Below are 26,125 nucleotides of genomic sequence, written 5' to 3' on the forward strand. Positions count from 1 at the left end.
GGGCCCCCGCCCCCAGTACCGATCACCGACGAACAAGGAGGATCGCCGTCCGCGCCGAGCTCGGCACCGAGGGCGACGTCGACGCGCTGTTCGGCGCGCTCGACGGCCAGGGCCTCGACATCCTGGTGAACAACGCGGCGATCGGCGGGGGCTCCATCGAGGACACCACGCCCGAGTCGTTCGACAGGGTCTTCGCGGTCAACGTGAAGGCGCCGTTCTTCATCATCCAGCGCGCGCTTCCGCTCATGCGCGACGGCGGCAGGATCGTCAACATCTCCTCCGCCGACACGCGGATCGCGCTCGCTCACGAGCTGGCCTACTCGATGACCAAGGGCGCCATCAACGTCATGAGCCGCACGCTGGCCAACGCGGTCGGCGACCGCGGCATCACCGTGAACACCGTCGCCCCCGGCCCGACCAGGACCGACATGACCGCATGGCTGTTCGCCACGCAGGGCATGGAGGAGGCCACCGCCGCGGGGGCCGCGCTCGGCAGGGTGGGGGAGCCCGCCGACATCGCCGACGTCGTCGCCTTCCTCGCCTCGGACGACGCCAGGTGGATCACCGGCAACCTCATCGACGCCACAGGCGGGATGTTCCTCGGCCCCCGGTTCTGATCTGATCACGCAGGCCCGGCTGTATCGCGGTATAGTCGGCCCGTCATGCGATACGAGGAGGTGAGCCCGATGACGATATCTCGTCCTGTCCGGGCCCTCCTGGGAGTTTCGTCGGTCTGAGCCGCGCCCAGGAGTGCCCATGTCGAGCACTTCTGAACGAAGGAACCATGGCAGTCAAGCCTTTTCAGATCACCGTTTCCGATGACATCCTGATCGATCTGCGCGCCCGCCTGGCCCGCACCCTGTACACGACCGCCTCCGACTCCGCCTACTGGGCCGCCGGCGTCGACCCCGGCTACCTGCGCGAGCTCGTCACGTACTGGGCCGACGGCTTCGACTGGCACGCGGCCGAGGCGGCGCTCAACGCCTTTCCCCACTACGTCGCCGACGTCGACGGCCGGCGGGTGCACTTCGTGCACGTCCGCGCGGAGCGCGTGGAAGGCGCGCCTGAGCCGCTGCCGCTGGTGCTGACACACGGCTGGCCGAGCAGCTTCGTGGAGATGCTGCGCGTCACGCGGCTGCTGGCCGATCCCGCCGCCCACGGCGGCGATCCCGCGGACGCGTTCGACGTGGTCGTCCCCTCCTTGCCCGGCTTCCTGTTCTCCGACCTGCCGCGCGATCTCTTCACCCGCAGGGGCGTCGCGCGGACCTGGCACACGCTCATGACGGAGACCCTCGGCTACCGGCGCTTCGGCGCCTTCGGGGGCGACATCGGGGGAGGGGTGACGCAGTGGCTCGGCGCCCTCTACCCGGGGGAGGTCGCCGGCGTCCACATCACCTCCGCGGTGGTGACGAGCAACTTCGGGGAGAACCCGGCGACCCCGGAGGAGCGGACGTTCCTCGACGCGCTCGACGCCTACGACGTCACCGACCAGGGCTACAGCGAGATCATGTGCACCAGGCCCGACACGATCGCCGCGGCCCTCATGGACTCTCCCGCCGGTCTGGTGGCCTGGATCGTCGACAAGTACCGCGACTGGAGTGACTGCGACGGCGACCTGGAGAAGAGCTGGGACAAGGACACGATCCTGACGGTGGCGACCCTCTACTGGGTGACCGGCACCATCGGCTCGTCCTTCAGGCAGTACTACGACTACGCCAACAACCGGCCGGTTCCCACGATCGGTGTGCCCGCCGCCGTCACGCTGAGCCATGAGCCGGCGTTCGCGAACTTCCCCAGGAGTCTCGCCGAGCGCATCTTCGCCGACCTGCGCCACTGGAGCGTCCCCCGGCGCGGGGGCCACTTCATGGCGCACGAGGAGCCCGAGCAGGTGGCAAGGGAACTGCGGGAGTTCTTCCGCCCCCTGAGGTCCGCCGGCTGATCACGGTGAGGCCGCTTCCCGACAGGGGGAAGCGGCCTTCCGGTTCAGCGGGCGACGCCGTTCAGGATCGCGACCAGCTGCTCCTCCTCGTAGTCGAGGTGAGCCTCGAGCTCCGTGGTGAGCAGGTCGACCTCGGCGACGAGGGCGGCGTGGTCGAGTTCGTCGCCCGCGAGAAGGGCCTGCAGCCTGGCCAGCAACCGCGCGACCACCTCGTGCTCGTCGCGCAGCCGCTTCATGGCGGGGGCGAGCTCGGGGTGACGCTCCTCCAGCGAGGGGAACATCATGCCGTCCTCGTTGGAGTGATGATGGTGCAGCCCCTGGCACAGGGTCAGGCAGTTGACGCGCAGCTGCGCCCCGATCCCCGGCCCCGACGCGGCGATCTCCTTGCGGATCAGCGCGAGCTCCCTGCGGAACGCGCCGTGAATCGTCTTGAGCGCCTCGCCCATCGGACCCGCGGGCGGCCCGCCGTGGATGGGGTGGAGTGCGACGACCGGGATGAGCCTGCTCGTCCTGGCCTGGTAGTCCCCCCATCCGGGGTCCGCCTCCACGGCGCGGGCGAACAGCCTGTCCCGCTCCTCGCCCTCCAGCACCACCGCGTCCGCCTCGTAGGTGAAGCTCCCGTCCTCGACGGTGACGCGCGGGTGGGCGACCAGGTTGTGGTACCAACCCGGGTGAACGGGCGCCCCCATGGCGGAGGCGATGACCAGCAGCCGGTCGCCGTCGGGCAGGTAGCCGACAGGGGTCGTACGGCTCGCGCCGGTCCTGGCCCCCTTCGTCGTCAGCAGGAGCAGCCTGCCTCCGTCGAACATGGCGACCTGGCCGGAGTTGGCGCGGAACTCGTCGATGATCTGCTGGTTGAAGTCATTGGTCATGCTTGTGTCTGCTCCAGGCGTGGACGAGAAGAAGAGAAGAAGGGAGAAAGCCCGTCAGGGCACGAAACGTCGGCGCGTCGACATGGAAAGACGCCTCGACAGGAAAGAAGGCCGTCGGGAACGGCGGCGCAGGGGAGGGCGCGGAAGCGCTACGCGGTCAGCCGCGTCCTGTGAGCTGAGAAGCCACGACATCATCCCCCTGATACGGCGCCTCCATGCCACCGCCGTCCTCCGGGCCGGTGGCACGCGACATGAAGGTCATTAGAGGCCCATCCGGCGAATCTTGTCAAGGCGGTCGTCCGCCGCCTTCGCCGTCACCCGAGCGGCCCGCCGCCTTCGCCGTCACCCGAGGGGCCCGCGGCCGACGACAGGTACGCGGGCGGCCACGGATCCGTGGGCGGCGACGGATCCGCGGCGACGGCCCGCGGGCGTGCGGGCCGCTGTTCCGCCGGCCTTCCGGGGCGTGTGAGGATCGGCAGATGACACGATCGTTCGATGACCTGGTGGCCGAGGCGAACGCCGTGCCGGTCGAGGGTTGGGACTTCTCCTGGCTCGACGGGCGCGCCACCGAGCAGCGCCCGTCATGGGGATACCAGCGCCTGATGAGCGACCGGCTCGCCAGGGCCACGGCCGCGCTCGACATCCAGACCGGCGGAGGCGAGGTCCTGGCCGGAGCGGCGAAACTGCCGCCGACGATGGTCGCCACCGAGTCGTGGCCGCCGAACGTCGTCAAGGCGACCCGCCTGCTGCACCCGCTGGGCGCGGTCGTCGTCGCCGACCCCGACGAGCCGCCGCTGCCGTTCGCCGACGAAGCGTTCGACCTGGTGATCAGCCGCCATCCCGTGACCGTCTGGTGGCGGGAGATCGCGAGGGTCCTCAGGCCAGGTGGCACGTACTTCGCCCAGCACGTCGGGCCCGGCAGCGTCTTCGGGGTGAGCGAGTACTTCCTCGGCCCGCAGCCCGAGGAGAGGGACGGACGGCATCCCGACATCGAGAGCGCCGACGCGGTCGCCGCCGGTCTCGAACTCGCCGACGTGCGCATGGAGCGGCTGCGGATGGAGTTCTCCGACATCGGCGCGGTCGTCTACTTCCTGCGCAAGGTGATCTGGATCGTCCCGGGCTTCACCGTCGACGCCTACCGCGACAGGCTGCGCGACCTGCACGAGTTGATCGAGGAGGAGGGCCCGTTCGTCGCCCACTCCTCACGCGTCCTCATCGAGGCCCGCAAGCCGGGATGACGGGGCCGGGCGCCCGCCCGGCCGATGCCGATCCACCGTCGAGTCCCACCGCGCGAGGTAGAGAAACCTCTACCGGTGATCGGTAACCAGCCCCACTGCCTGCCACGAAGCCGACTACGATCATCGAAGGCATGGACAGAAGGACAATGTGGCCGCGGGCCCGCGCGGTCGGCGCGGTGGTGGCAGCAGTGGCGCTCGGTGTGGTCATCGGCGGCGGCGGGCCGGCCGTCGCCCAGAACGGCGCCAAGGGCGGCGGCAAGGCGACATTCGAGGAGATAGACGTCCAGCGGATCAACGTGGTCGAACCGCATGGCAAGCCACGTCTGGTGCTGACCAACAAGGTGAGGTCGCCCGCGGCCGTCGTGGACGGCGTCGACCTGGGCAACGCGGGACAACGGGCCGGAATGATCTTCTACAACGCCGAAGGCGACGAGGCGGGCGGCATGGGCGTCGACAGCAGTGTCGTCGACGGGAAGCCGGGGGCGGGTGGGCAACTGGCCTTCGACCAGTACAAGCAGGACCAGACCCTGGTCCTGAGGTACGCGGAGGACCAGGGCAGGCGCGGCGTCGGCCTGACGGTTCAGGATCGGCCCGACACGCCTCTCTCCGGCATGTTCGAGGAGTACACGAAGATCCAGCAGATGCCGCCTGGCCCCGAGCGGGACCAGGCGATGGCGGAGCTGGAGAAGAAGTACCCCAGTCCAAAACGGGCCTTCTTCGGCAAGAATCCGGACAAGTCGGTGGGTCTGACGCTCGCCGACGGCAAGGGCAAGCCGCGCATCGTCGTGCGCGTCGACGAGAAGGGCGACCCGCAGATCCAGTTCTTGGACGCCAGGGGCAAGGTCACCAGGACGATCAAGGGCTGATGAGACGAGCCACGACCCCATGGCAGGCGATCCGAGGAAACCCGCTGCGGTTCCTCGGGTCGCCGTGGCCATGGCGAGCGCTCGCCTACCTGCTGACCGGGCTGCCGGGCGTCGCCGGTGTGGCTTACCTGTCATTCCTTGGGCGGCAGACGGCCGTGGTGGTGGGGACGACCATCCTGCTGGCCGTCGCGGGAGCGCTGAGCGGCCCGATCGCGGCCATGGAACGCAGGCGGCTGAGGCTGATCGATCCGGTCAAGGCGTCCGCGCCGTACCCGAAGTCGCCGGCCTTCCTCTGGCGGGAGATCGGCTACGGGCTGCTGTGGGTGACGATCCTGCCCGTGGTCGACGTCCTGGCCATCGTGCTGGCCGCGGTGACGGTCGTCTCGCTCGTCGAGAGATTCCATTCCTGGGTGGCCGGATGGCTTCCCGCCGCGTGGCAGGCGGCCGGGCTCAGCGCCCTCGTCACTCTGGTCTGGCTGGCCGGGTGCGCCTACCTGTTCACGCTGCTCGCCGCGGCGCAGGGGGCGCTGGCGCGCAGCCTGCTCACCGCGCCCGCCGAGGCGCGGATGATCGAGCTGACCAGGTCGAGGGCCAGGCTGGTCGACGCGTTCGAGGCCGAACGGCGGCGCATCGAGCGGGACCTGCACGACGGCGCCCAGCACCGGCTCACCGCCGTGCTCATGCAACTCGGCCTCGCGCGGCTCGACGTCGCGAGCGACCCCGCAGGCACGGCGAAGGCCATCGATCTGGCCTACGGGCACACCCAGGCCGCGCTGGACGAGCTGCGCAAGGTCATCAGAGGTATGCATCCGCCCGCGCTCACCGACAGGGGGCTCGGCGTCGCGGTCGCCGAGCTGGCCCGCCACTGTCCCGTCCCTGTGACGCTCGACCTCGACCTGCCGTACCGGCCGCCGCCAGGGGTGGAGGCGGCGGCCTACTTCTGCGTCTCGGAGGCCCTCACCAACGTGATCAGACACAGCGACGCGCGGAAGGCCGCCATCAGCGCCGCGCTGGCGGGCGGGCGGCTCGTCATCGAGGTGACCGACGACGGCGTCGGCGGCGCCGATCCCTCGCTGGGCAGCGGGATCAGCGGGCTGGCCGACAGGATCGGCGTCCTCGACGGGACGCTGTCGCTCAGCAGCCCGCCTGGAGGGCCGACGATGCTCAGAGTGGGCATCCCGTGCGACTGATGATCGCCGAAGACTCGGTTCTCCTCAGGGAGGGGCTCAGCGGGATCTTCGCCAGGTTCGGCCACGAGGTGGTCGCCGCCGTCGGCAGCGCCGTCGAGCTGGTGCACGCCGTCGGCCGCGAGGTGCCCGATCTCGTGGTCGTCGACGTGCGCATGCCGCCGACCTTCCGCGACGAGGGGCTGCGGGCGGCCATCGCACTGCGCCGCGACCACCCGGGCCTCGGCGTCCTGGTCCTGTCGCAGGTCGTCGAGGAGGCCGCGGCGGGCGAGCTCATGCAGGCGGGCACGCGCGGCATCGGCTACCTGCTCAAGGACAGGATCGGCGCGATCGCCCAGTTCGTCGAGGACGCCCGCGCGGTCGCGGCGGGCGGCACGGTCATCGACCCCGACGTGATCCACCAGCTGCTCGTCCACCGTCGCGCGCACGACCCGCTCGAAGCGCTGTCGCCCCGCGAACGCGAGGTGCTCGCGCTCGTGGCCGAGGGCCGCTCGAACAGCGCGATCGCCCAGCGGCTGCACGTGTCGGAGGCCGCCGTGGCCAAACACGTCACCAGCGTCTACCTCAAGCTCGACCTCGGGCCCGACGCCGACGACCACCGCAGGGTGCTGGCCGCCCTCACCTTCCTCCGCTCCCGCTGACCACGTTCGGCGGGAGCGCGTGAAGAGGATCCGGCCAACGGTGAACAACAGGCGACCGTCGTACCGAAAGGAGCGCCATGGCGGCACCACCTGATGCCCACGGCGTGATGGAGGACGCGGACGTGGTCCTGCGGTCGCTCGACGAGCCGGACACATCGACGGCAAGGAGCGGCCCGATCTCGCGACGGAGTGCCGCGAGGTCGACACGCGCCCCGCGAAGGAGCGGACCGGGCCGCTGGGCGGGTACGCGCGCTCTCATCCCGGTCTCGACGTCACCAGGCTGTCGGCCGACCCGGCGGCGCTCAGGGAGCAGCTGCTGACCTGGACGCGCTCCGGCGGGCTCGGCGGGCCGATCGAGGACGAGACCGCCCAGGTCTGGGCGGCCGCGCTGACCGTGCTCTTCCAGCCCGAAGGGCCCGTCTCGCCCCAGGTGCGGGCGGCCGTCTACCGGGTCATGGCCGACCTGCCGGGCGTCACGTCGCAGGGGGAGGCCCGCGATCCGCACGGCCGTACGGGACAGGCCTTCATCCGTGACGGAGAGGTATGGGAGGGCGCCACGAGCAGCAGCAGGGTCATCATCGACCAGGGCACGGGCCTGCCGCTCGCCGTGCAGGACTTTGAGCGGCCGGGTGGCCCCGTGACCGGCTACACCGTGCTGCTCGCCGCCACCTCGACGGACGGCCCGCCCGCGTAGCCGCCCTGTCCCGCAGGGGGTTTGGCCATGGTGCGGAGGGTGACGTCGTCGAAGTCCACGGTGACGTCGGTGGCGCTGTCCACCAGGAAGATGAGCCGCACCCTGCCGACCTCCTTGCCGCGGGCCGTGGAGGGGATCTCGCAGTCCAGCCGCAGCGGCGTCCACGTCCCCGACGGATCCAGGGCGATGACGGGCGAGCGGACCGAGCTGTTCGGGATCGGCGTGCCGTTCTGTTCCAGCAGGTCGAGCGCGAGCTGCACCGACGCCGACGTGCCTGACGGGGTCCGGTGGACGGCGGTGAGCCGCGCCAGGCCGGGGTCGATGTCGATGACCTGGCTGGGCCCGCCCCAGCCGTGGCCCGTCACCCGCAGCACCGCCTCGCCGGGCGGGCGGGAGATGGCGCGGGTGCCGTTGGAGCGGTCGAGCAGTTCCCACGGGGCGAGCCCGGCCTCGAACGACGGGTTGGCCACGAGGGAGACGGCCGACACCCCGCGCAGGATGAGGGCCGCGTAGGGGTGGTCGGCGGCGAGGGCGCGGGCCCGGTCGGTGACGGGGCCACCGACCGGCTCGTGGACCCGAAGGTGGTCCACCAGGGTCCAGTACTCGCCCGGGTTCCACCCTGTCCAGGTCAGGTTGGGGTAGGAGCCGGGGTTCATCTGCAGCACGAGCACGGGATCGGTGGCGAACTCCTTGATCAGCGCCTGCCGACGGGCGGCCAGGTCGAGGCGGCGCTGGAAGGTGTCGACGCCGTGCTGGAGCAGCGCGAGGGCGGCGGCCTGACCGTCGGGGGCGTCGACGGGGCGGGGATAGCTGAGCGCGGACGCCTCGTAGAACTCGAAGGCCCTCCTCATGATCGTCGCCCTGGCGCGCTGCGCGGGCGTGGCCGTCCTGGAGACGACGGAGTCGAGCAGGGCCCGGCTGCGGGTCAGGTCGGACTCCTCCACCAGGTCGAGGTACTGCGGCAGGTTGAAGGTCTGGTAAGTCGCCTCCGGCAGGAACCATGCCGATCCGGGCACCCGTTCGGCCCAGAAGCGCTCCCACAGGCCGAAGTAGGCGGACAGGTCGTCGGCCGCGGCGGTGCCGACCGCGCGCTCGCACCACTCGCGGTGGAGCCGGTCGACGTCGGCGTCCGCGTTCCACAGCAGCTTGGCGGTGATCCAGGGTTTGGGGCCCTCGCCCCAGTTGGGATACAGCTCGGCGTAGTGGGCGACGACGCCCTTCGCCTTGGCGTACCTGATGGTCTCGGCGTAGCGGCGGGAGAACATCCGGGGTAACAGGTACGGCGCGCCGTACAGGTAGTCGTAGAAGCCGAGCCGCGAGCAGACCGCGAGCCACCGCTCGGTCAGCGCGTGCCCTGCCTCCTGGACCGCAGGGTCGACCCAGGCGTACCTGTCCTGCGTCAGGAACGGCACCACGTGGGGGTGGAGCGGGAAGGCGGGCGGCGTCTCCAGCCTGCGGTAGGCGAGCAGGCCGAAGTCCTTTCCCGGATGGTGGACCAGCACGCGCCGGACGACCTCGTTGACCCAGGCGTAGTAGGCGGGCACGGGGTCGGCCTCGGCGAAGCCCTCGCCGTCGTTGACGCCCAGGGAGAAGGATCGGGCCGCGGGGTTGGCGGCGAAGTACTCGAGGATGCCGGTGACGGCCGCGTCGATGGTGCCGGGCACGGAGAAGGCGGGCTGCCAGCCGGTCAGCTTTCCCGGCGCGGGCGGTCTGCCGCCCGGATAGTACTCGGGGTGGGTCTGGCCGTACCTCTCGACGGGGAACAGGCTGTGCAGGTTGTGGTGGAAGGCGATGGGTTCGGTGGTGACGCCCTGCATCCTGTTGCGCTGCGCCCATTGTTGCTGCAGCGGGTATCTGGCGTCGCGCAGCGGGCTGAGCGAGTGCTGGGCGAAGGCCGGCTGCTCGCGCACCTGGACCAGGGGGACCCGTAGCGTCGCCAGGGCCGGCACGTCGTCGCCGTCGGGGCCCGGCATCAGCCACCGCACCCCGGCGTAGCGCTCGAGGAACTCGCGCACCCCGTTGGCGGTGCCCGTCGCGCTGGGGCCGACGACGGTGACCGTGTCGCGGTAGAGCCTGATCACGAACCCGTCGGGGTCGAGTCCTCGGATCAGTCCCGGCACGGCGGGATCTGGTCCTGGCGAGCCCACGTGGATCGGCGTGAGCCCCGGCGAGGCCGTACGGGGCAGGCGCACGCCGGTGGCGCGCTCGATGTAGGAGACCAGCTCGTCGGCGGCGGCCTGCGCGGCGGGCGGGGCGATGACGGCGGCTCTGGCCGTGCCCGACTCGACGATGGGCAGGCTCGTCTCGGGGCGGAGGGCGGGGACGAAGGGGAGGGCTCCCATGAGGCCGAGCAGCCGGCGGCGGTTCATGTCGTCTCCAATCGAGGACCTAAGACATAGGACATAACTCGATCGGAAAAGCGTCAAGACCTCTTGCGGACGCGTTTCCCTGCGCCGCCCGGCACGCTCCCGTCACGTGGTTCGGAGCGAGACCGGGGTGCGGCCCAGGAAGGCGCGAGAGGTGCGGGTGAGGTGGGCCTGGTCGGCGAATCCCGCCATCGCCGCGGCGGAGGCCACCGACGAGCGGCCGAGGTGGGCGACCGCCGTCCGCAGCCGTGCCCACTGCCGCAGCCGTACGAGCGGGATGCCGACGGACTCGCGGACCAGGGCGCGCAGCCGCGGGGCCGACAGCCCCACCTCCGCGGCGATGGAGTCGAGAGACGCCAGGTCGGCCGCCCGCTCCAGCGCGTGGGCCACCCTCGGGTCGAGAGCGGCACCCACTCCCACGAGCGCGCCGAGCTCGGCCATGGCCGCGTCGGCGCCGGCGGCCATGGCGGCCCGCACCCGCCGTACGGCCCGCGCGTCCAGCGCCGCCACTTCCGGGCGGGACGGCGGCAGCAGCCACGGATCGACGAACAGCGCCGTGTAGGCGGAGGTGACGGCGGCGGTGTGAGCGAGCTGGGGCGGCACGAGCAGCCCCGCGGCCGAGATCCGCCCCGCCTCGGCGGGTCCCCGGTCGGGCAGCACCACCTTCCACGCGGGATGCAGGTGGCGGGCGACGCTCGCGGGCCCGTCCTCCGCGAACACGGTCAGCCCGCCGGAGGCGAACACCAGCCGGCGATCGTTCTGTTCAAGCGTCCGTGAGGGCGCGCGGGTCAGCATCGCGTCATGCACGATATTGCCGCCATCGCACTGGCGCTCTTCCTGGTCGTCACGGGGGTCTCGCACCTCATATTCCCCGGGTACTTCCGCACCCTGGTCCCCGCCTGGTTCCCCTGGGCGGGCGCGGCCGTCGCCTGCAGCGGGGCGGCGGAGATCGTCGTGGGCGCGGTGCTCCTCGTCCCGGGAGGCGGGGCGGCGGGGGGATGGGCCGCGGGAGCGCTCATCACCGCCTACCTCGCCTCGCACCTCGACGCGCTACGGCACGCGCGCCGGGATCGGCCGCGGCTGCTGGACCGGCCGGTCGGCGTCGCGGCGCGGCTGGTGGTCAACGCCGTCTACATCGGTTGGGCGGTCATGGTGGCGCTGTCCGCGCCGTGACCACGCCGTCAGCGGTCGATGGTCGTCATGAGGAACGCGGGATAACGCTCACCCGCGGCGCCGCCCAGGGCGTCGAGCGTCGCCAGCTCCCGCTCGGTGAGGGTGAGGTCCGCGGCGGCCGCGTTCTCCTTGACGCGGGCGGCGCGGGTGGTGCCGGGGATCGTCGCGACGTCGTCGCCGCGCGACAGCACCCAGGCCAGCGCGAGCTGGGCGGGCGTGACGCCCTTCGCGGCTGCCAGCTCGGCGACCGTGCCGGCCAGGGCCCGGTTGCGGGTGACGTTCTCGCCCTGGAAGCGCGGGTCGGCGCGGCGGAAGTCGCCTTCGGACAGCTCGTCGGGGCCGGTGAACGAGCCGCCGAGGAAGCCGCTGCCGAGCGGCCGGTAGGCGACCAGCCGCACGCCCAGCTCGCGCAGCGTGGGCAGGATCTGGGCCTCGACGTGCCGCTCCCACAGCGAGTACTCCGTCTGCAGCGCGGCGATCGGGTGGACCGCGTGCGCCCGTCGCACGGTGGCCGCACTCGCCTCGCACAGCCCGATCTCTCGCACCTTCCCCTCGGTGACCAGTTCGGCCATCGCGCCGACGCTCTCCTCGATCGGCACCCGCGGATCCACCCTTGCCAGGTAGTACAGGTCGACGTGGTCGGTGCCGAGCCTGGTCAGCGAGCCTTCGACGGCCCGCCTGAGGTGGGCGGGGCTGCCGTCGACGCGCATCCCCTCCGGCGTGCGCACGCTGCCGGTCTTGGTGGCGAGTACGGCCTGCGCCCGCCTGCCTTTGACCGCCCTGCCGACGATCTCCTCGCTGACGCCGCCGCCGTAGAAGTCGGCGGTGTCGAGGAGGGTGACGCCGAGGTCCAGTGCGGTGTGGATGGCGTTGACGGATTCCCGCTCGTCGGCGGGGCCGTACGAGCCGCCCATGCCCATGGTGCCAAGCCCGATTCTCATCGCGATCACTCCTTGATTAGCCGTCTAACGAAAAACGATAGACGGCTAATCATTTGCCGTCAAGCTACCCTGAGAGCGTGACCGAGATCCTTGACCTGATGACCATGACCCACAAGGCGCTGCGCGCCGTGGCCGAGGAGAGCATGCGCAGGCACGGGCTCCACCTGGGTCAGAACCTGGTGCTGGCCGCGCTGTGGGAGCGCGACGGACGGACCCCCGGCGAGCTCGCCGCCGCGCTGAACGTCACCACACCGACCATCGTCAAGATGGCCACCCGCATGACCGCCGCCGACCTGCTGGTACGCCGCCGGGACACCGCCGACAACCGGCTGGTCAGGCTCCACCTCACCGAGAAGGGCCGCGCGCTGCGCGAGCCCGTCCTGACGGAGCGTGCTGAGCTCGAACGGCGGATCACCGAGGGCCTCACCGGAGTCGAACGCGACCACCTGGTCTCGGCCCTGGGCAAGATCCTCGGCAACGTACGGGCGCTGGGCGCCGGGCCCGTGGACCACACCGCCGAGGTCTGACGGACCCGGCTCCCGCGCCGCTGCGGTCTGACAGACCCGGCTCCCGCGCCGCCGAGGTCTCGCATCCGGGCCTTCGCGCCCGCGCCGCCAGGGTCTCGCGCCCGCTCCCTGTGACCAAGCCGCCGAGGTTCCCACATCGCGTCGCAGCGGGTTGGTCAGCGCCGGGTAGTGAAGGCCACCGTGGCGGCGGCCAGCGGGAAGACGGCGACCACGGCCAGTGTCCGCACCAGTCCCAACGGACCGGACAGCGCGCCCGTCAGCGCCGACCCCGCGGCGCCGCCGACGAAGAAGGCGAGGTTCAGCAGGCCCATCCCCATCCCGCGGGCCTGCGGAGCGAGCCTGGCCGACATCTCGCCGGTCAGCACGACCTGCGTGACAGCGAACGCGGCCAGCGAGAGCGAGGCGGCGGCCACGAGCAGCCACCCGCCCGCCGCTCCCGTCACCGCCGCCGCTGCCAGGGCGACCCCGGCGGCCAGCGCCGTGCCGACCAGCAGTCCGCGGGCCTTGCCGGCATCGAGCAGGCCGGCCCTGCGGGAGAGCAACGCCCCCACGGCCGCGCCCGGCAGCAGCGCGGCGCCGACGGCGAGCACGCTCCAGCCGTGGGCGCCGGTCAGGATCTGCGGCACCGCGTACATGGTGGCGAACAGCCCGCCGAAGACGCCCACCCCGATGGCGACCGCCACCCAGAACGCGCCCGAGGCGATCACCGTATGGGGGAGGAAGCCCTCGGGCCTGCCGCGGGTCCACCACGCCAGGGCCCCGGCGGCGGCGACCGCCACGACTGCCAGCGCCGCGACGACGGGCGCTTCCAGCCGCAGGCTCCGTCCCTGTATCAGCACCAGCAGCGTGCTCACCGTGACAGTGAGAAGGGCGGCTCCTGTCACGTCGAGCGGCCCGCGCGAGCCCGCCCGCCGTACCAGGGGCAGGCAGGCCGGTACGGCCGGCAGCGACAGCACGGGAAGCACGAGCGTGACACGCCAGCTCAGCCAGGTCGTCACCACCCCGCCGACCAGCGTCGCCCCCGCCGCGAACGTCGCCATGACCATGCCGTAGCCGGCGAGCACCCTGGGCCGCCGCTCCGGCTCCACGCCCGCGAGCAGGGCCACCCCTGCCGCAGCCATCGCGCCCGAGCCCGTGGCCAGCACGAGCCGTCCCGCGACCAGCGCGCCCAAGCCGGGGGCCACGACGCAGACGAACGCGCCTGCGCCCAGCACCGCCGCGCCCGCCAGCAGCGCCGTCCTGATGCCCCGCGTGTCGGCGATCCGGCCGAACACGGCGGTGCCGACGCCGAGCGCGAGCGCGTGAGCGGTGATCACCCAGGCCACGGCCGCGGGCCCGGATCTCAGCGCGGCCGCGACCTCGGGCAGGGCGACGCCCGCGGCCGTCACCCCGAAGACCGAGGGCCCGAACAGCGCTCCCAGCCGCAGCGCGGTCGAGAGCGTGCCGATCTGCCCGCGTGTGGCGGGGTCGGCAAGGGAATGCGACATGTCAGCTCCTTCAAAGATCGGATTCCATTCGAGTCCGGGAAGAAGCGGTGAACCAGAAGCAGTTGTCGCCTCCAGTAATCAGCCGTCGTGATGAACGGGGGAGGGCGATGGAACTCCGGCAACTGCAGTACTTCGTGGCCGTGGCTGAAGAGAGCGGGTTCGGCCGCGCCGCCGAGCGGTTGCACATCGTCCAGTCGGCGGTCAGCCAGCAGGTCCGCCGCCTGGAACGCGAGCTGGGCGTGGCGTTGTTCGACCGCACCACCCGGCACGTGCACCTGTCGGCCGCAGGCGAGCGGCTGCTGCCCGAGGCCCGCGCCGTTCTGGCGGCGGCCGACAGGACACTCAGGGTGGCCGCCGACATCAGGTCGGGCGACGACGGCGTGCTGCGGCTCGGCGCGGTGAACGCACCAGGCGACCGCATCTATCGCATGCTGGGCGAGCTGGCCACCGTGGCGCCCCGGCTCCAGGTCAGACTGCGGCGGCTGAGCCTGGCCGACCGGCTGGCCGCCGTGCGGTCCGGCGAGCTGGACGCCGCGCTCGTGCGGGCGCTGACCGCCGCTCCCGAGCTGGAGCTGCTGCCCGTGTGGACCGACCCTCTGTACGCGGCGCTGCCGGCCGACCACCGGCTGGCGGACGAGCCGGTGCTGCGCCTGGAGCAACTGGCAGGGCTGCCGGTACGGCTCGCCCCGCGCGAGAACAACCCGCCGTTCCACGACCTGGTCATGGACGCGTTCCGGGCGGCGGGCGTCGAGGTGTGCCTCGGGCCGCCGTTCACCGACTTCCAGGAGACCCTTGTCTCGATCGCGTCAGGTCCTCCGTCGTGGACGGTCTTCTACGAGGTGTCGGGCCTGCCCGCCTTCCCCATGGTGGCCATGCGGCCGCTGGCCGAACCCGTGCTCGTCACCTCGCTCGCCGTGAAGCCGGGACCGCCGAGCCCCCACGTACGCCACCTGCTCCACGCGCTCGCCGCGACCGGCCCGACCACCGAGTGACCGCCTGGCTTCGGCAGTCATCGATCGGGTGACGGTCTGGCCTGGGCTGGTCGTCGGTCGGGTGACGGTCTGGCCTGGGCTGGTCGTCGGTCGGGTGACCGTTTGGCCTGGGCCGCCGGAGGAGGCCGGAGCGCTCGCTAGCTCCTCACCCGTTCCAGCGGGTCCAGGCAGAGCCAGAAGCCGTCCCGCCCCACCTCGGCCAGCACCACGTGACGGCCGGCGTCGGAGTCGTGCGCGCGGAACTCCACCGCCACCAGGTCGTCCTCGTCCTGGTCCTCCTCGTCGTCGATCAGGCGGAGCCGCAGGACGGCCTCGCCCTCCATCCGCCAGCGGAAGGTCAGCGTGTCCTCGCCGTGAAGGGCCGAGTGGTGGCGCAGCTCGCCCGTGCCGTCGGCTGAGAAGACGACCTCGTCGCCGAACAGCACCCCCGCCGTCCCGTTCGCCGAACGCCAGCGGCCGACCAGCTCCGTCATGCCGGCAAGGCTACGACGTGACGGGCCGCGATGCCTCCGCCGGCCGGTGTTCGCGGGTTACCCGGTATGGGACGGCTGTGGTGCCGTTGTCGGTGGGTGTTCGCGGTTACCAGGGATGGGTTGGTTGTGGTGCCCTGTCGGTAGGCGTTGACAGGTTGCTGGGACCTGTTGCCTGTGGTGCCGTTGTCGGTGGTGTTCGCGGGTTGTCGGGATGGGATGGCCGCGATGTCCTCGTCGATCGGCGTTGACGGGTTTCGGCGAGACCGCGGCGTGGCAGGTGTCCTGGATGACAACCGTCTGGGACGTGGTGGTCGTCGGCGGAGGGCCCGCAGGCTCGGCGGCGGCCCTGCGCGCCAAGCAGCTCGATCCCGGCGCGCGCGTCCTGCTTCTCGACAGGGACGACTTCCCCCGCGACAAGGCGTGCGGCGACGGCATCGCGGCACACGGCAGGGACGAGCTGGCCCTGCTCGGCCTTCCCGATCTCATCGCCGACTACCGGCCGACACAGCGCCTGTCAGTGGTCTCGCCCGGCGGCGTGCGCGTCTCGGCCACGGTCGCCCGCCCCAACCACGTGGTGCCCCGGCTGGTGTTCGACGCCCGCCTCGTCGAGGCCGCCCGCGCCCGAGGAGTCGAGGTACGCCGCCACCGCGTCCGGTCGCTGGCCGCCCGCGATGGCGAGGTCCTCATCGACGGCGAGGTGCGCGCCCGCACGATCGTCGCGGCGGACGGCGCTCACTCCACCGTGCGCCGCCTGATCGGCGCGCCGCCGGCGCCGGACAGGCACACCGCGATCGCGGTGCGCGGCTACGCGGACATGCCCGACTCCGACGACGCCCAGCTCATCGCCATGCAGCGGGCCGGCTGGCCGGCCTACGCGTGGGTGTTCCCCGTCGGGGACGGCACCGCCAACGTGGGCTTCGGCATGCTGCTGCCGAAGCTGCGCGCGACCGGCCTGCCGGGCAGGCAGGTCCTGCACGGCAGGCTCGCCGAGCTGCTTCCGTGCCTGCCCGCACGCGACCTGCGCGCCCACCACCTGCCGCTGTCGCCTGGCCGTCCTCGTCCGGGCGCCGGCAGGGTGTTGCTCGCGGGTGACGCCGCCGCCCTCATCAACCCGCTCACCGGCGAAGGCATCTACTACGCGCTGCTGTCGGGCAGGCTGGCGGGCGAGGCGGCGGTCACGGCTCCCACCGATCCGCTGGCCGCCTACCGGCGCGGCCTGCGGGGCGCGCTCGGACGGCATCTGCGCACGACCGACCTGCTCGCCCGCGCCGCGCAGTCGTCCGGCTTCATCGACGCGGCGATCGCCACGGCGGCGCGCCGGCCCGAGGTGTTCGACCTGCTGGTGGAGGTGGGTCTCGGCGCGGGGACGGTGCCGGTCCCGCTGGCGTGGGCCGTGATCAGCCGCTGGCTCACAGGCAGCCCGCGCCGGCATCGGTGAGTTGCGGCCGGGTCCGTCGGCACCGGTGAACCTGAGCCCGCGCCGGGACCGGTGAGCCGCCCCCCGGTCCGTCGGCACCGGTGAAGTGCGCCTGGTTCGGCGGAGCCGGCGAACTGAGCCGCAACCGGTGGGCAGTGAACCTATGAGAGGAGCGGGTGCTAGGCGGTGAGGTCGGCGCCGTTGGCGACCAGGAGGGCGACGTCGATCGCGGCCACCACGATCGCGGCGGCGAAGGGTGCCTTCGGGACGCGACCGCCCAGCAGCAGGCCCGCCAGCGCGACGGCGCTCGCCGCGACGAGCGCGCCCCACGAGGCCGCGCCCGGCTCGCCGTACGGGCCGAAGGCGAGCAGCGCCGTCGCCGCCAGCAACGGCAGCGGGACCAGCACGGAGACGAGGACGCGCCCGAGACGCTGCGGCAGGCCGCGTACTCCCGCGGCAAGGTCGGCCTGGATGTCGGGCAGCACGTTGGCCAGGTGCGCGCCGACACCGAGCAGCGCGGCGGCCGAGACGGCCCACCACGCGGGCCACGGCCGTCCGGGCAGTCCGAGGGTCACGAAGGCGGGCAGCACCCCGAAGCCCACCGCGTACGGGAGCCAGGACAGGACGGTGGCCTTGACGCCGAGGTCGTAGGCCCACGCCGCGCCGACGCCCGCCAGGTGCGCGGACCCCGCCGCCCAGCCCGAGGCCAGCGACAGCGGCACGCAGAGCGCCAGCGCGACCACCGCCGCGGCTCGTACGGCCCGCGCGCTCACCTCGCCTGTCACGATCGGCTTGTCGGCCCGCCCCGCGGCCGCGTCGCGGTCGGCGTCGACCGCGTCGTTGCACCAGCCGATCGACAGCTGCCCGGTCAGCACGGCGGCCGCCACCAGAGCGCATCCCGCGGCGTCCCGCCCGCTCGCCACGGCCAGCACGGTGACCAGGACGGTGACCGCGACCGTCGGGCCGGGATGACAGCTGCCTGCCAGCCCCCTGAGCACCCGCGCCGCGCTCAATGCCTGTCGCACCAGCCGATCATTGGCAGCCGAATCCATGCCGTCTCATGGGCATAGTAACCATCGGCCAGGGCAGCCTCCCGGGCAAGCATCTACCGGAGGGGTCCCCATGACCTGGATCGCAGCCGTCCACGGCGTGCTGCCCCCCAACCGTTACCCGCAGAGCGAACTCACCGACCTGGCCGCGCGCACGTTCCTGCCCGAAGGGGCCGACCGCCGCCTGCTGGACCGGCTGCACGCCGGGGCCAGGGTCGAGCAACGTCATCTCGCCCTCCCTCTCGACCAGTACGCCAAGCTGGACGGCTTCGGCGCGGCCAACGACGTGTTCGTCTCGACCGCCGTCGAGCTCGGCGCGGAGGCGGTCGGCGCGGCGTTGGACGAGGCGGGGCTCTCGCCCGCGGACGTCGACCTTTTCATGTTCACCTCGGTCACCGGCGTGGCGGCCCCCTCGGTGGAGGCCAGGGTGGCGGGCCTGCTGGGGATGCGGCCCGACATCAAGCGGATCCCCGTCTTCGGGCTGGGCTGCGTGGCGGGCGCGGCGGGGATCGCCCGGCTGCACGACTACCTGCTCGGCTGGCCCGATCACGTCGCCGTGCTGCTCTCGGTCGAGCTGTGCTCGCTGACGCTGCAGCGCGGCGACGCGTCCACTGCCAGCCTGGTGGCCAGCTCGCTGTTCGGCGACGGCGCGGCCGCCGTGGTGGCCTGCGGGTCGGGACGTGAGGGAAGCGGGCCGAGCGTGGTCGCGACGCGAAGCCACCTGTATCCGGGCTCCGAGCAGGTCATGGGATGGGAGGTGAGGGACAGCGGCTTCGGCGTGGTGCTCGACGCCCGCGTTCCCGAGGTCGTGCGCACCTACCTCGCCGACGACGTGCACGGGTTCCTGGCCGACCATGGCCTGACCGCGGGCGAGGTGACGGCGTGGGTGTGCCACTCGGGCGGCCCGAAGGTTCTGGACGCGGTGGCCGACGCGCTGGACCTGCCGCCGGAGGCGCTGGAGCTGACCTGGCGCTCGCTCGCGGCCAACGGCAACCTGTCGTCGGCCTCCGTGCTGCACGTGCTGCGCGATACGCTGCGCCTCCGTCCGCCGCGGCCCGGTACCGCCGGGCTGCTCATCGCGATGGGCCCCGGATTCTGCTCCGAGCTCGTCCTGCTGCGCTGGTAGCCGCCGATGCCGTGGTATCCGCTTCTCGTTCTGCTCGTGGGCGTGGAACGCCTCGCCGAGCTCGTCGTCGCACGCCGTAACGCCCGCTGGAGCATGGAACGCGGCGGGCGCGTCTACGGCCAGGGCCACTACCCGTGGATGGTGGCGCTGCACACCGGCCTGCTGGCCGGCTGCCTGCTGGAGGTGTACCTGGCAGGCAGGCCCTTCATCCCCGTGCTCGGCTGGCCGATGCTGGTCCTCGTGGTGGCCGCCCAGGCGCTGCGCTGGTGGTGCGTCCGGGCGCTCGGGCCGCGCTGGAACACCCAGGTCATCGTGGTGCCGGGGCTGCCTCTGGTACGCGGCGGGCCGTACCGGTTCGACCGGCTGCGTCACCCCAACTACGTGGCGGTGGTGGTCGAGGGGGTCGCGCTCCCGCTGGTCCACACCGCCTGGATCACCGCGCTGGTCTTCACCGTGTTGAACGCCGTCCTGCTGGCGGTGCGGATCCGCTGCGAGAACGCGGCCCTGGCCACGCTCCCGACGTGATCGACATCATCGTGGCAGGTGGCGGGCCCGCCGGGCTGGCGACCGCGATCCACGCCGCCATGGCGGGGATGAGCGTCGTGGTCGTCGAACCGCGCGCCGCGCCCGTCGACAAGGCGTGCGGCGAGGGACTCATGCCCGGCGGCGTCGCAGCCCTGCGGGCGATGGGCGTGGAGGTCGGCGGCCATCCGCTGCGCGGGATCGACTACGTCCACGCGGCGACCCGCGCACGGGCCGGGTTCGGCGGCGCGCCGGGTCGCGGCGTGCGCCGTACCGAGCTGCACGCTGCCCTGTCCGCGCGCGCCGCCGAGCTGGGCGTCCCCGTGGTGACCGGCAGGATCACGCGCGCCCGCCAGGACGCGCACGGGGTGGAGGCGGGCGGTTGGCGAGCCCGCTGGCTGGTGGCCGCCGACGGGCTGCACTCGCCGCTGCGCGCGTCGCTGCGGCTGGGCCTGCGGGATCCCCGGCCGCACAGGTACGGCCTGCGCAGGCACTACCGCGTCGCGCCATGGTCCGACTTCGTGGAGGTCCACTGGTCGGGGGAGGGGGAGGCCTACGTGACCCCCGTGGGCGAGGATCTGGTGGGCGTGGCGGTCCTCAGCTCCGAACGCCGCCGCTACGACGAGCATCTGGCCGCCTTCCCCGGCCTCCTGCGCAGGCTCACCGGCCCGGCCGCGACGCCGGTGCGCGGGGCGGGACCCCTGCGGCAGCGCGTGCGGAGCAGGGTCGTGGGACGGATCCTGCTCGTCGGCGACGCCGCCGGATACACCGACGCCATCACCGGCGAGGGCATCAGCCTGGCGGCCCTGTCCGCGCGGGCACTCGTGGGCTGCCTGGCCGCAGACCGCCCCCAGGACTACGAGCGCGCGTGGCGGCGGCTCTCCCGTACCCATCGCCTGCTCACCGAGGCGCTGCTCGGCGTCGCCCGCACGCCGCGCGCGGCCCGCCTCATCGTTCCCGCGGCCGCGCGCCTGCCCGCCCTGTTCACCACGGTGGTGCGCACACTCGCCTGATCGAACCCCGGCACTCGGTACCCGCCAGGCCTGAAGATCACCGCATATCCTCACCAGGTATGCGGTTTTCTGAACGAGTTCTCGACCTGTTCGGCGACGATGCGGTCTGGTCGGATGATCATGAGGGTATGAGCGGGCATCTGCTGCGGGTGAGCAGTGCCGCGGGTGTTTTCTACGTCAAGCACGGGCCTGTGGCCGAGGTGGAGTACGAGCGGCTGCGCTGGCTGAAGCACTGGATGGCGGTCCCCGACATCGTCGCCTTCGACGGGGACGTGCTGGTGCTGGCCGATGTGGGCCGGCCCAGCCTGGAACGCAGGGCGCCGGCCGACATCGGCACGATCATGGGCCGGACGCTGCGCGAGCTGCATGCCGTACCGATCGAGGAGTGCCCCTTCGACGAGGGGCTCGACGTACGGCTGGCTCGCGCGCGCGAGCACGTGCGGGAGGGGCTGGTGGACCCGGACGACTTCGACGACGACCACGCGGACCTGACCCCGGAGCAGGTCTACGACCGGTTGCTCGCCGAGCGGCCCGCCCGGGAGGACCTGGTGGTCGCGCACGGCGACTACACGCCCGGCAACGTGCTCGCCTCCAGGACAGGCGGGCCCGTGCTGATCGACGTGGGCGGGCTCGGCGTGGCCGACCGCTACCTGGACCTGTCCATCGCGCTGCGCGATCTGAGCGAGGACTTCGGCGCGTCCGCCGTGGACGACTTCCTCGCCGCCTACGGGCTGGAGGAGGTCGACCAGCGGCTGCTCGGCTACTACCGGCTGCTGGACGAGATGTTCTGAGAGTTAGGGGCGGAACGCCACGTCCATGGGGTCGCGCACGCGTCTGTAGAGGCCACCGGCCACCAGGCGTTCGGGCGGGGCGGCGGAGAGCGGGGTGTCGAGGCCGTCGACGGCGAACCGGACGAACGAGTTCACCGGGACGGCCGCCCCCGCCGGTAACGAGCGCCGCGCCCAGCGCCCTGAGCGGGATCATCGCCCACGCGGGGAACGGAGCACCGGCCCGGCGGCGCGCGGCCGGGCTCGGCTCATCGCCTGATGCCCTGGAAGGTGCCTGCCGGACCACGCCAAGAGGGACCTCTTGCACAAAACCGGTCTTGACATCCGCAATCCACACCCGCACCCTGTTGCGTATAGCGCGAGATGTTTCTCTTTGCGAAACCGAGGGGTGACACGATGATCCCAGCGTGCCCACTTGCATCACTGCCGCGGGGTGAGGCCTTCCGTGTGGAGGCCGATCCGCCCATCGCCGTCTTCCATACCGAGGACGGCGAGCTCCTCGCCATCGATGACACCTGCACGCACCAGGATGCCTCGTTGGCCGATGGCTGGCTCGAGGGCTGCGAGATCGAATGCCCGCTGCACGCCTCGCGGTTCGATCTGCGCACCGGCCAGGTGGACGCCCCTCCGGCCAAGCGTCCCGTCCGCACCCACCAGGTGGTCGTCGAGGACGACGTCATCTACGTCGTGCCCTCCGACGAGGAGCCGAACCTGCCTCCTGGAGTCTCGCTCAAGGGGCAGGCGTGAACACCGTCTGCGTCGTCGGCGCCTCGCTCGCCGGACTCCTGACCGCCAGGGCGCTGCGCAACCAGGGCTACGCGGGCAGGCTGGTCCTCGTGGGCGAGGAGCTCCACCGCCCGTACGACCGGCCGCCGCTGTCCAAGGACTTCCTCAAGGGCGCGATCGGGGAGGCCGACCTCGCCCTGGAGGGCGAAGGCGAGGAACTCGGCATCGAGTGGCGGCTCGGCGTGGCCGCGACCGCGCTCGACGCCGCGGGCCGCAAGGTCACGCTCAGCGACGGCACCTCGATCAGGGCTGACGGCATCGTGATCGCCACCGGCGCCTCCGCCCGCGAGCTGCAGGGCTCGCGGGGGCTGGCGGGGGTGCACACGCTGCGCACGCTGGACGACGCCCGCGCCCTCAGGGGCGACCTGGGCAGCGCCGGGCGGATGGTCGTGATCGGCGGCGGCTTCATCGGCGCCGAGGTGGCCGCGACCGCAAGAGACCTCGGACTGGACGTCACGCTCGTGGAGTCGGGAACCGCGCCGCTGGCGGGCGTTCTCGGTCACTCGATGGCGGAGGCGATCGCCACCCTGCACGAGCGGCGGGGCGTGCGCCTGGTGCGCGGCGCATACGTCACGGAGCTGACGGGAACGGGCAGAGTGGACGGCGTACGGCTGGCCGACGGCACCCACCTGCCCGCCGACGTCGTGGTCGTGGGGATCGGGGCGATCCCCAACATCGCGTGGCTGGAGGGAAGCGGCGTCGAGCTCGGCGACGGTGTGATCTGCGACGAGGGCGGCGGCACCTGCGTGCCCGGCATCGTCGCGGTCGGCGACTGCGCGGCCTGGTTCGACCCCGCTCAGGGCGGCCACCACAGGATCGAGCACTGGACGGGCGCCAGGCAGCGGGCCGCCGTGGCGGCGGCGACGCTGCTGTCGGGCGGCACCGCCCGTCCCGAGCCCGCGCGCCCCGCCTATTTCTGGTCCGATCAGTTCGACATCAAGATCCAGTTCATCGGGCACGCCAGGCATGCCGACTCGGTGACCGTGGAGGAGGGTGACCCCGCCGACCACAGCTTCCTCGCCGTCTACCGGCAGGGCGACCGCCCTGTCGCGGTGCTGGGAGTCAACCAGGTCAGGCTGTTCACCCGCTGGCGCCGCCACTTGGAGACCGCGCCGGTCCAGGCCGGCTGACACAGGAGTGAATCATGGCTCATGAAGTACGCGGCGTGGTCGCGACGGGCAAGGGCAAGCCGGTAAGCCTGGAGACGATCCTGGTTCCGGACCCGGGTCCAGGCGAGGCGCTGGTGAAGGTGCAGGCGTGCGGCGTCTGCCACACCGACCTGCACTACCGTGAGGGCGGCATCAGCGACGACTTCCCCTTCCTGCTCGGACACGAGGCGGCGGGCGTCGTGGAGGCCGTCGGCCCCGACGTCAAGGACGTCGCCGTGGGCGACTTCGTCATCCTCAACTGGCGCGCGGTGTGCGGTTCGTGCCGCGCCTGCCTGCGGGGCCGCCCGCAGTACTGCTTCGCCACGCACAACGCCGTTCAGAAGATGACGCTGAAGGACGGCACCCCGCTCAGCCCGGCGCTCGGGATCGGCGCGTTCGCCGAGAAGACGCTGGTGGCGGCCGGGCAGTGCACCAAGGTCGATCCCGCCGCCAGCCCGGCCGCGGCGGGGCTGCTCGGCTGCGGCGTGATGGCGGGCCTCGGCGCCGCGGTGAACACCGGCGCGGTCAGCCGCGGCGACTCGGTCGCGGTGATCGGCTGCGGTGGCGTGGGCAACGCGGCCATCGCGGGCGCGCGGCTGGTCGGGGCCACCACGATCATCGCGGTGGACGTGGACGATCGTAAGCTCGCCTGGGCGCGCGACTTCGGCGCGACCCACACGGTGAACGCCAAGGAGAGCGACCCCGTCGAGGCCGTCAGGGAGCTCACCGGCGGGTTCGGGGCCGACGTGGTGATCGACGCGGTCGGCCGCCCCGAGACCTTCAAGCAGGCGTTCTACGCGCGCGACCTGGCGGGGACCGCCGTGCTCGTGGGCGTGCCGACCCCGGAGATGACACTCGATCTGCCCCTCCTCGACGTCTTCGGCCGCGGCGGCGCGCTGAAGTCGAGCTGGTACGGCGACTGCCTGCCCAGCCGTGACTTCCCGAGGCTGATCTCGCTCTACCTTCAGGGCCGCTTCGACCTGGACGCCTTCGTCACCGAGACCATCGGCCTCGACGACGTGGAGGACGCCTTCGCCAAGATGCACCACGGCGAGGTGCTGCGCTCGGTGGTGGTGCTGTGATGTACGTCGAGCGCCTGGTCACCTCGGGGACGTTCAGCCTGGACGGCCAGACGTGGGACGTCGACAACAACGTGTGGCTCCTCGGCGACGACGACCAGGTGCTGGTCATCGACGCGGCCCACGACGCGGACGCGATCGCCGAGGCCGTCGGCGACCGCAGGCTCGTGGGCATCGTGTGCACCCACGCCCACGACGACCACGTGAACTCCGCTCCCCGGCTGGCGGCGCGCACCGGCGCGCCGGTCTTCCTGCACCCCGACGACTCGGTGCTGTGGAAGCTCGCGCACCCGGTCGCCGCTCCCGACCGGGCGCTGGCGAACGGCCAGATCATCAGGGTCGGCGACAGCGCCGTCCATGTCCTTCACACCCCTGGGCACGCTCCGGGCGCGGTCTGCCTGTACGTGCCCGAACTGGGCGTCCTGTTCTCCGGCGACACGCTCTTCCAGGGTGGTCCCGGGGCGACGGGCAGGTCGTTCAGCGACTTCCCGACGATCATCTCGTCGATCAGCCGAACGCTGCTCACCTTGCCGGCCGAGACGGTGGTCCACACCGGCCACGGCGACGACACGAGCATCGGAGCCGAGGCTCCGCAGCTCGAGGACTGGATTCGCCGAGGCCACTGACCCGGCACGTATCAGAGGAGTACTCCCGTGACCACCTCCAGCACCGCCCCCACCTCCAGCGTGATCCCCACCCTGCCCGGCCACTACTACACCGACCAGGAGCTGTTCGCGCGGGAGCAGAAGAACATCTTCGAGGCGATGTGGTTCTGCGTGGTGCGCTCGTCCGACCTCCCCAAGCCCGGCTCGTTCAAGACGGTCCAGGTCGGCAGCGAGAGCATCCTGGTCACCAGGGCGCGCGACAAGTCGGTGCGCGCCTTCTTCAACGTCTGCAGGCACCGCGGCGCGCAGCTGTGCACCGAGGAGTCGGGCGAGGTCGCGCGCGCCTTCCAGTGCATGTACCACGCATGGACCTACGGCCTCGACGGCAAGCTGGTCGCCGCGCCCAACCTCACCAAGATGGCCGATCTCGACCGCGTCCAGTACGGCCTGATCAACGTGCACGTCCGGGAGTGGCTCGGCTATGTGTGGGTCTGCCTGGCCGATGAGCCTCCCTCCTTCGAGGAGGACGTGCTGGGCGCCGTGACCGAGCGGCTCGGCGCCCTCGATCTGATCGACAACTACGACGTGGCGGGGCTCGAGGTCGGCCGCAGGATCGTCTACGACGTGAAGGCCAACTGGAAGCTCATCATCGAGAACTTCATGGAGTGCTACCACTGCGCCACGATCCACCCCGAGCTGACGGAGGTGCTGCCGGAGTTCGCCGACGGCTACGCCGCGCAGTACTTCGTCGGGCACGGGGCGGAGTTCGGCGAGGAGATCAGGGGCTTCACCGTGGACGGCTCGGAGGGGCTCGACCGCATCCCCGGCGTGAGCGAGGACCAGGACCGGCGCTACTACGCGATCACGATCAAGCCGCAGGTCTTCATCAACCTGGTGCCCGACCACGTGATCGTGCACCGTATGTTTCCCTTGGCGGTCGACAGGACCGTCGTCGAGTGTGATTGGCTCTATCTTCCCGACGTGGTGGCGAGCGGAAAGGACCTGGACAAGTCCGTGGAGCTCTTCCATCGTGTCAACGAGCAGGACTTCGAGGCGTGCGAGCGCTGCCAGCCCGCCATGGGCTCGCGGACGTACGCCAAGGGCGGCGTGCTCGTGCCGAGCGAGCACCACATCGGCGCCTTCCATGAGTGGGTGCAGGACAGGATCGGCTGACAGTGGTTCGAAAGGCGCCGCAC

At 72.0% G+C, this 26,125-nt stretch carries 28 protein-coding genes; 20 read left to right on the forward strand and 8 right to left on the reverse strand.

Features of this window, described 5'->3' with window-relative positions:
* The coding region (locus AC3EO4_RS51635; RefSeq protein ID WP_431903508.1) for an SDR family oxidoreductase at window positions 1-617 on the forward strand (617 nt) is incomplete at its 5' end.
* A 167-nt stretch (window positions 618-784) separates the two neighbouring features.
* The gene (locus AC3EO4_RS51640; protein ID WP_431903511.1) at window positions 785-1,939 is read left to right on the forward strand and encodes an epoxide hydrolase family protein; all 1,155 of its coding nucleotides are present in this window, start codon (window positions 785-787) and stop codon (window positions 1,937-1,939) included.
* Window positions 1,940-1,983: 44 nt separating this feature from the next.
* Here the strand turns inward: AC3EO4_RS51640 and AC3EO4_RS51645 are convergent, their stop codons facing one another.
* Window positions 1,984-2,811, reverse strand: coding sequence for a nitroreductase/quinone reductase family protein (locus tag AC3EO4_RS51645; RefSeq protein WP_379581729.1), 828 nt, complete (start codon window positions 2,809-2,811; stop codon window positions 1,984-1,986).
* A gap of 479 nt (window positions 2,812-3,290) precedes the next feature.
* Between AC3EO4_RS51645 and AC3EO4_RS51650 the strand changes: the two genes are divergently transcribed.
* The 5 genes from AC3EO4_RS51650 (at window position 3,291) to AC3EO4_RS51670 (ending at window position 7,437) form a co-directional block, all read left to right on the forward strand.
* The gene (locus AC3EO4_RS51650; RefSeq protein WP_431903514.1) at window positions 3,291-4,049 is read left to right on the forward strand and encodes a class I SAM-dependent methyltransferase; all 759 of its coding nucleotides are present in this window, start codon (window positions 3,291-3,293) and stop codon (window positions 4,047-4,049) included.
* Between the two features lie 131 nt (window positions 4,050-4,180).
* Window positions 4,181-4,915, forward strand: a complete 735-nt coding sequence (locus tag AC3EO4_RS51655; protein WP_379581725.1) for a hypothetical protein — start codon at window positions 4,181-4,183, stop codon at window positions 4,913-4,915.
* Window positions 4,915-6,105, forward strand: coding sequence for a sensor histidine kinase (locus AC3EO4_RS51660; protein ID WP_431903518.1), 1,191 nt, complete (start codon window positions 4,915-4,917; stop codon window positions 6,103-6,105). The genes AC3EO4_RS51655 and AC3EO4_RS51660 overlap by 1 nt, the downstream gene beginning before the upstream one ends.
* On the forward strand, window positions 6,105-6,743 hold the full coding sequence (locus tag AC3EO4_RS51665) for a response regulator (RefSeq protein ID WP_431903520.1): 639 nt from the start codon (window positions 6,105-6,107) through the stop codon (window positions 6,741-6,743). The genes AC3EO4_RS51660 and AC3EO4_RS51665 overlap by 1 nt, the downstream gene beginning before the upstream one ends.
* Before the next feature lie 394 nt (window positions 6,744-7,137).
* Window positions 7,138-7,437: a hypothetical protein gene (locus tag AC3EO4_RS51670; RefSeq protein ID WP_431903523.1), complete on the forward strand. Its 300-nt coding sequence runs from the start codon at window positions 7,138-7,140 to the stop codon at window positions 7,435-7,437.
* Here AC3EO4_RS51670 and AC3EO4_RS51675 read toward each other — a convergent pair.
* Window positions 7,389-9,806: a DUF4838 domain-containing protein gene (locus AC3EO4_RS51675; RefSeq protein WP_431903526.1), complete on the reverse strand. Its 2,418-nt coding sequence runs from the start codon at window positions 9,804-9,806 to the stop codon at window positions 7,389-7,391. The genes AC3EO4_RS51670 and AC3EO4_RS51675 overlap by 49 nt on opposite strands.
* A 102-nt stretch (window positions 9,807-9,908) precedes the next feature.
* Window positions 9,909-10,610, reverse strand: a complete 702-nt coding sequence (locus AC3EO4_RS51680) for a helix-turn-helix domain-containing protein (protein ID WP_431903529.1) — start codon at window positions 10,608-10,610, stop codon at window positions 9,909-9,911.
* On the opposite strand from AC3EO4_RS51680, the gene AC3EO4_RS51685 reads away from it, so the two are divergent.
* Window positions 10,605-10,976: a DoxX family protein gene (locus AC3EO4_RS51685; RefSeq protein ID WP_379581711.1), complete on the forward strand. Its 372-nt coding sequence runs from the start codon at window positions 10,605-10,607 to the stop codon at window positions 10,974-10,976. The genes AC3EO4_RS51680 and AC3EO4_RS51685 overlap by 6 nt on opposite strands.
* Before the next feature lie 8 nt (window positions 10,977-10,984).
* Here AC3EO4_RS51685 and AC3EO4_RS51690 read toward each other — a convergent pair whose 3' ends face one another.
* Window positions 10,985-11,917 carry an aldo/keto reductase gene (locus tag AC3EO4_RS51690; RefSeq protein ID WP_431903533.1) on the reverse strand — a complete coding sequence of 311 codons (933 nt, stop codon included), beginning with the start codon at window positions 11,915-11,917 and terminating at the stop codon, window positions 10,985-10,987.
* A gap of 77 nt (window positions 11,918-11,994) precedes the next feature.
* On the opposite strand from AC3EO4_RS51690, the gene AC3EO4_RS51695 reads away from it, so the two are divergent.
* Window positions 11,995-12,444, forward strand: coding sequence for a MarR family winged helix-turn-helix transcriptional regulator (locus AC3EO4_RS51695; RefSeq protein WP_431903536.1), 450 nt, complete (start codon window positions 11,995-11,997; stop codon window positions 12,442-12,444).
* A gap of 155 nt (window positions 12,445-12,599) precedes the next feature.
* Here the strand turns inward: AC3EO4_RS51695 and AC3EO4_RS51700 are convergent, their stop codons facing one another.
* A complete protein-coding gene (locus tag AC3EO4_RS51700; RefSeq protein ID WP_431903539.1) occupies window positions 12,600-13,931 on the reverse strand; it encodes an MFS transporter in 1,332 nt (443 codons plus the stop codon).
* A 107-nt stretch (window positions 13,932-14,038) separates the two neighbouring features.
* On the opposite strand from AC3EO4_RS51700, the gene AC3EO4_RS51705 reads away from it, so the two are divergent.
* The gene (locus tag AC3EO4_RS51705) at window positions 14,039-14,923 is read left to right on the forward strand and encodes a LysR family transcriptional regulator (protein ID WP_379581703.1); all 885 of its coding nucleotides are present in this window, start codon (window positions 14,039-14,041) and stop codon (window positions 14,921-14,923) included.
* Window positions 14,924-15,060: 137 nt separating this feature from the next.
* On the opposite strand, the gene AC3EO4_RS51710 is transcribed toward AC3EO4_RS51705, so the two are convergent.
* Window positions 15,061-15,396, reverse strand: coding sequence for a hypothetical protein (locus tag AC3EO4_RS51710; protein WP_379581701.1), 336 nt, complete (start codon window positions 15,394-15,396; stop codon window positions 15,061-15,063).
* A gap of 286 nt (window positions 15,397-15,682) precedes the next feature.
* Between AC3EO4_RS51710 and AC3EO4_RS51715 the strand changes: the two genes are divergently transcribed.
* On the forward strand, window positions 15,683-16,834 hold the full coding sequence (locus tag AC3EO4_RS51715; RefSeq protein WP_379581699.1) for an NAD(P)/FAD-dependent oxidoreductase: 1,152 nt from the start codon (window positions 15,683-15,685) through the stop codon (window positions 16,832-16,834).
* A gap of 158 nt (window positions 16,835-16,992) precedes the next feature.
* Here the strand turns inward: AC3EO4_RS51715 and AC3EO4_RS51720 are convergent, their stop codons facing one another.
* Window positions 16,993-17,838, reverse strand: coding sequence for a UbiA family prenyltransferase (locus AC3EO4_RS51720; RefSeq protein ID WP_379581697.1), 846 nt, complete (start codon window positions 17,836-17,838; stop codon window positions 16,993-16,995).
* A gap of 97 nt (window positions 17,839-17,935) precedes the next feature.
* On the opposite strand from AC3EO4_RS51720, the gene AC3EO4_RS51725 reads away from it, so the two are divergent.
* From AC3EO4_RS51725 to AC3EO4_RS51740, 4 genes are read left to right on the forward strand one after another with little or no spacing between them, the layout of a single operon-like run.
* Window positions 17,936-18,988 carry a type III polyketide synthase gene (locus tag AC3EO4_RS51725; RefSeq protein ID WP_379581695.1) on the forward strand — a complete coding sequence of 351 codons (1,053 nt, stop codon included), beginning with the start codon at window positions 17,936-17,938 and terminating at the stop codon, window positions 18,986-18,988.
* 36 nt (window positions 18,989-19,024) lie between these two features.
* On the forward strand, window positions 19,025-19,513 hold the full coding sequence (locus AC3EO4_RS51730) for an isoprenylcysteine carboxyl methyltransferase family protein (protein ID WP_379581693.1): 489 nt from the start codon (window positions 19,025-19,027) through the stop codon (window positions 19,511-19,513).
* Window positions 19,510-20,523 carry an NAD(P)/FAD-dependent oxidoreductase gene (locus tag AC3EO4_RS51735; protein ID WP_379581691.1) on the forward strand — a complete coding sequence of 338 codons (1,014 nt, stop codon included), beginning with the start codon at window positions 19,510-19,512 and terminating at the stop codon, window positions 20,521-20,523. Before AC3EO4_RS51730 ends, AC3EO4_RS51735 begins: the two co-directional genes overlap by 4 nt.
* 59 nt (window positions 20,524-20,582) lie before the next feature.
* Window positions 20,583-21,314 (forward strand): APH(3') family aminoglycoside O-phosphotransferase, encoded by a 732-nt coding sequence (locus tag AC3EO4_RS51740; RefSeq protein WP_379581689.1) that lies wholly within the window; start codon window positions 20,583-20,585, stop codon window positions 21,312-21,314.
* A 3-nt stretch (window positions 21,315-21,317) separates the two neighbouring features.
* On the opposite strand, the gene AC3EO4_RS51745 is transcribed toward AC3EO4_RS51740, so the two are convergent.
* Window positions 21,318-21,449, reverse strand: a complete 132-nt coding sequence (locus tag AC3EO4_RS51745) for a hypothetical protein (protein WP_379581687.1) — start codon at window positions 21,447-21,449, stop codon at window positions 21,318-21,320.
* Between the two features lie 258 nt (window positions 21,450-21,707).
* Here AC3EO4_RS51745 and AC3EO4_RS51750 point away from each other — a divergent pair, with 258 nt between their 5' ends.
* The 5 genes from AC3EO4_RS51750 to AC3EO4_RS51770 are packed head-to-tail and all read left to right on the forward strand — an operon-like array spanning window position 21,708 to window position 26,102.
* The gene (locus tag AC3EO4_RS51750; RefSeq protein ID WP_431903547.1) at window positions 21,708-22,058 is read left to right on the forward strand and encodes a bifunctional 3-phenylpropionate/cinnamic acid dioxygenase ferredoxin subunit; all 351 of its coding nucleotides are present in this window, start codon (window positions 21,708-21,710) and stop codon (window positions 22,056-22,058) included.
* The gene (locus AC3EO4_RS51755) at window positions 22,055-23,227 is read left to right on the forward strand and encodes an NAD(P)/FAD-dependent oxidoreductase (protein ID WP_379581683.1); all 1,173 of its coding nucleotides are present in this window, start codon (window positions 22,055-22,057) and stop codon (window positions 23,225-23,227) included. The genes AC3EO4_RS51750 and AC3EO4_RS51755 overlap by 4 nt, the downstream gene beginning before the upstream one ends.
* Before the next feature lie 14 nt (window positions 23,228-23,241).
* The gene (locus AC3EO4_RS51760; RefSeq protein ID WP_431903550.1) at window positions 23,242-24,327 is read left to right on the forward strand and encodes an S-(hydroxymethyl)mycothiol dehydrogenase; all 1,086 of its coding nucleotides are present in this window, start codon (window positions 23,242-23,244) and stop codon (window positions 24,325-24,327) included.
* Window positions 24,327-24,950, forward strand: coding sequence for an MBL fold metallo-hydrolase (locus tag AC3EO4_RS51765; protein WP_379581679.1), 624 nt, complete (start codon window positions 24,327-24,329; stop codon window positions 24,948-24,950). The genes AC3EO4_RS51760 and AC3EO4_RS51765 overlap by 1 nt, the downstream gene beginning before the upstream one ends.
* A gap of 27 nt (window positions 24,951-24,977) precedes the next feature.
* Window positions 24,978-26,102 (forward strand): aromatic ring-hydroxylating oxygenase subunit alpha, encoded by a 1,125-nt coding sequence (locus AC3EO4_RS51770; protein ID WP_379581677.1) that lies wholly within the window; start codon window positions 24,978-24,980, stop codon window positions 26,100-26,102.
* The last annotated feature ends 23 nt before the right edge of the window (window positions 26,103-26,125 follow it).

This window comes from Nonomuraea sp. bgisy101 (assembly GCF_057708945.1).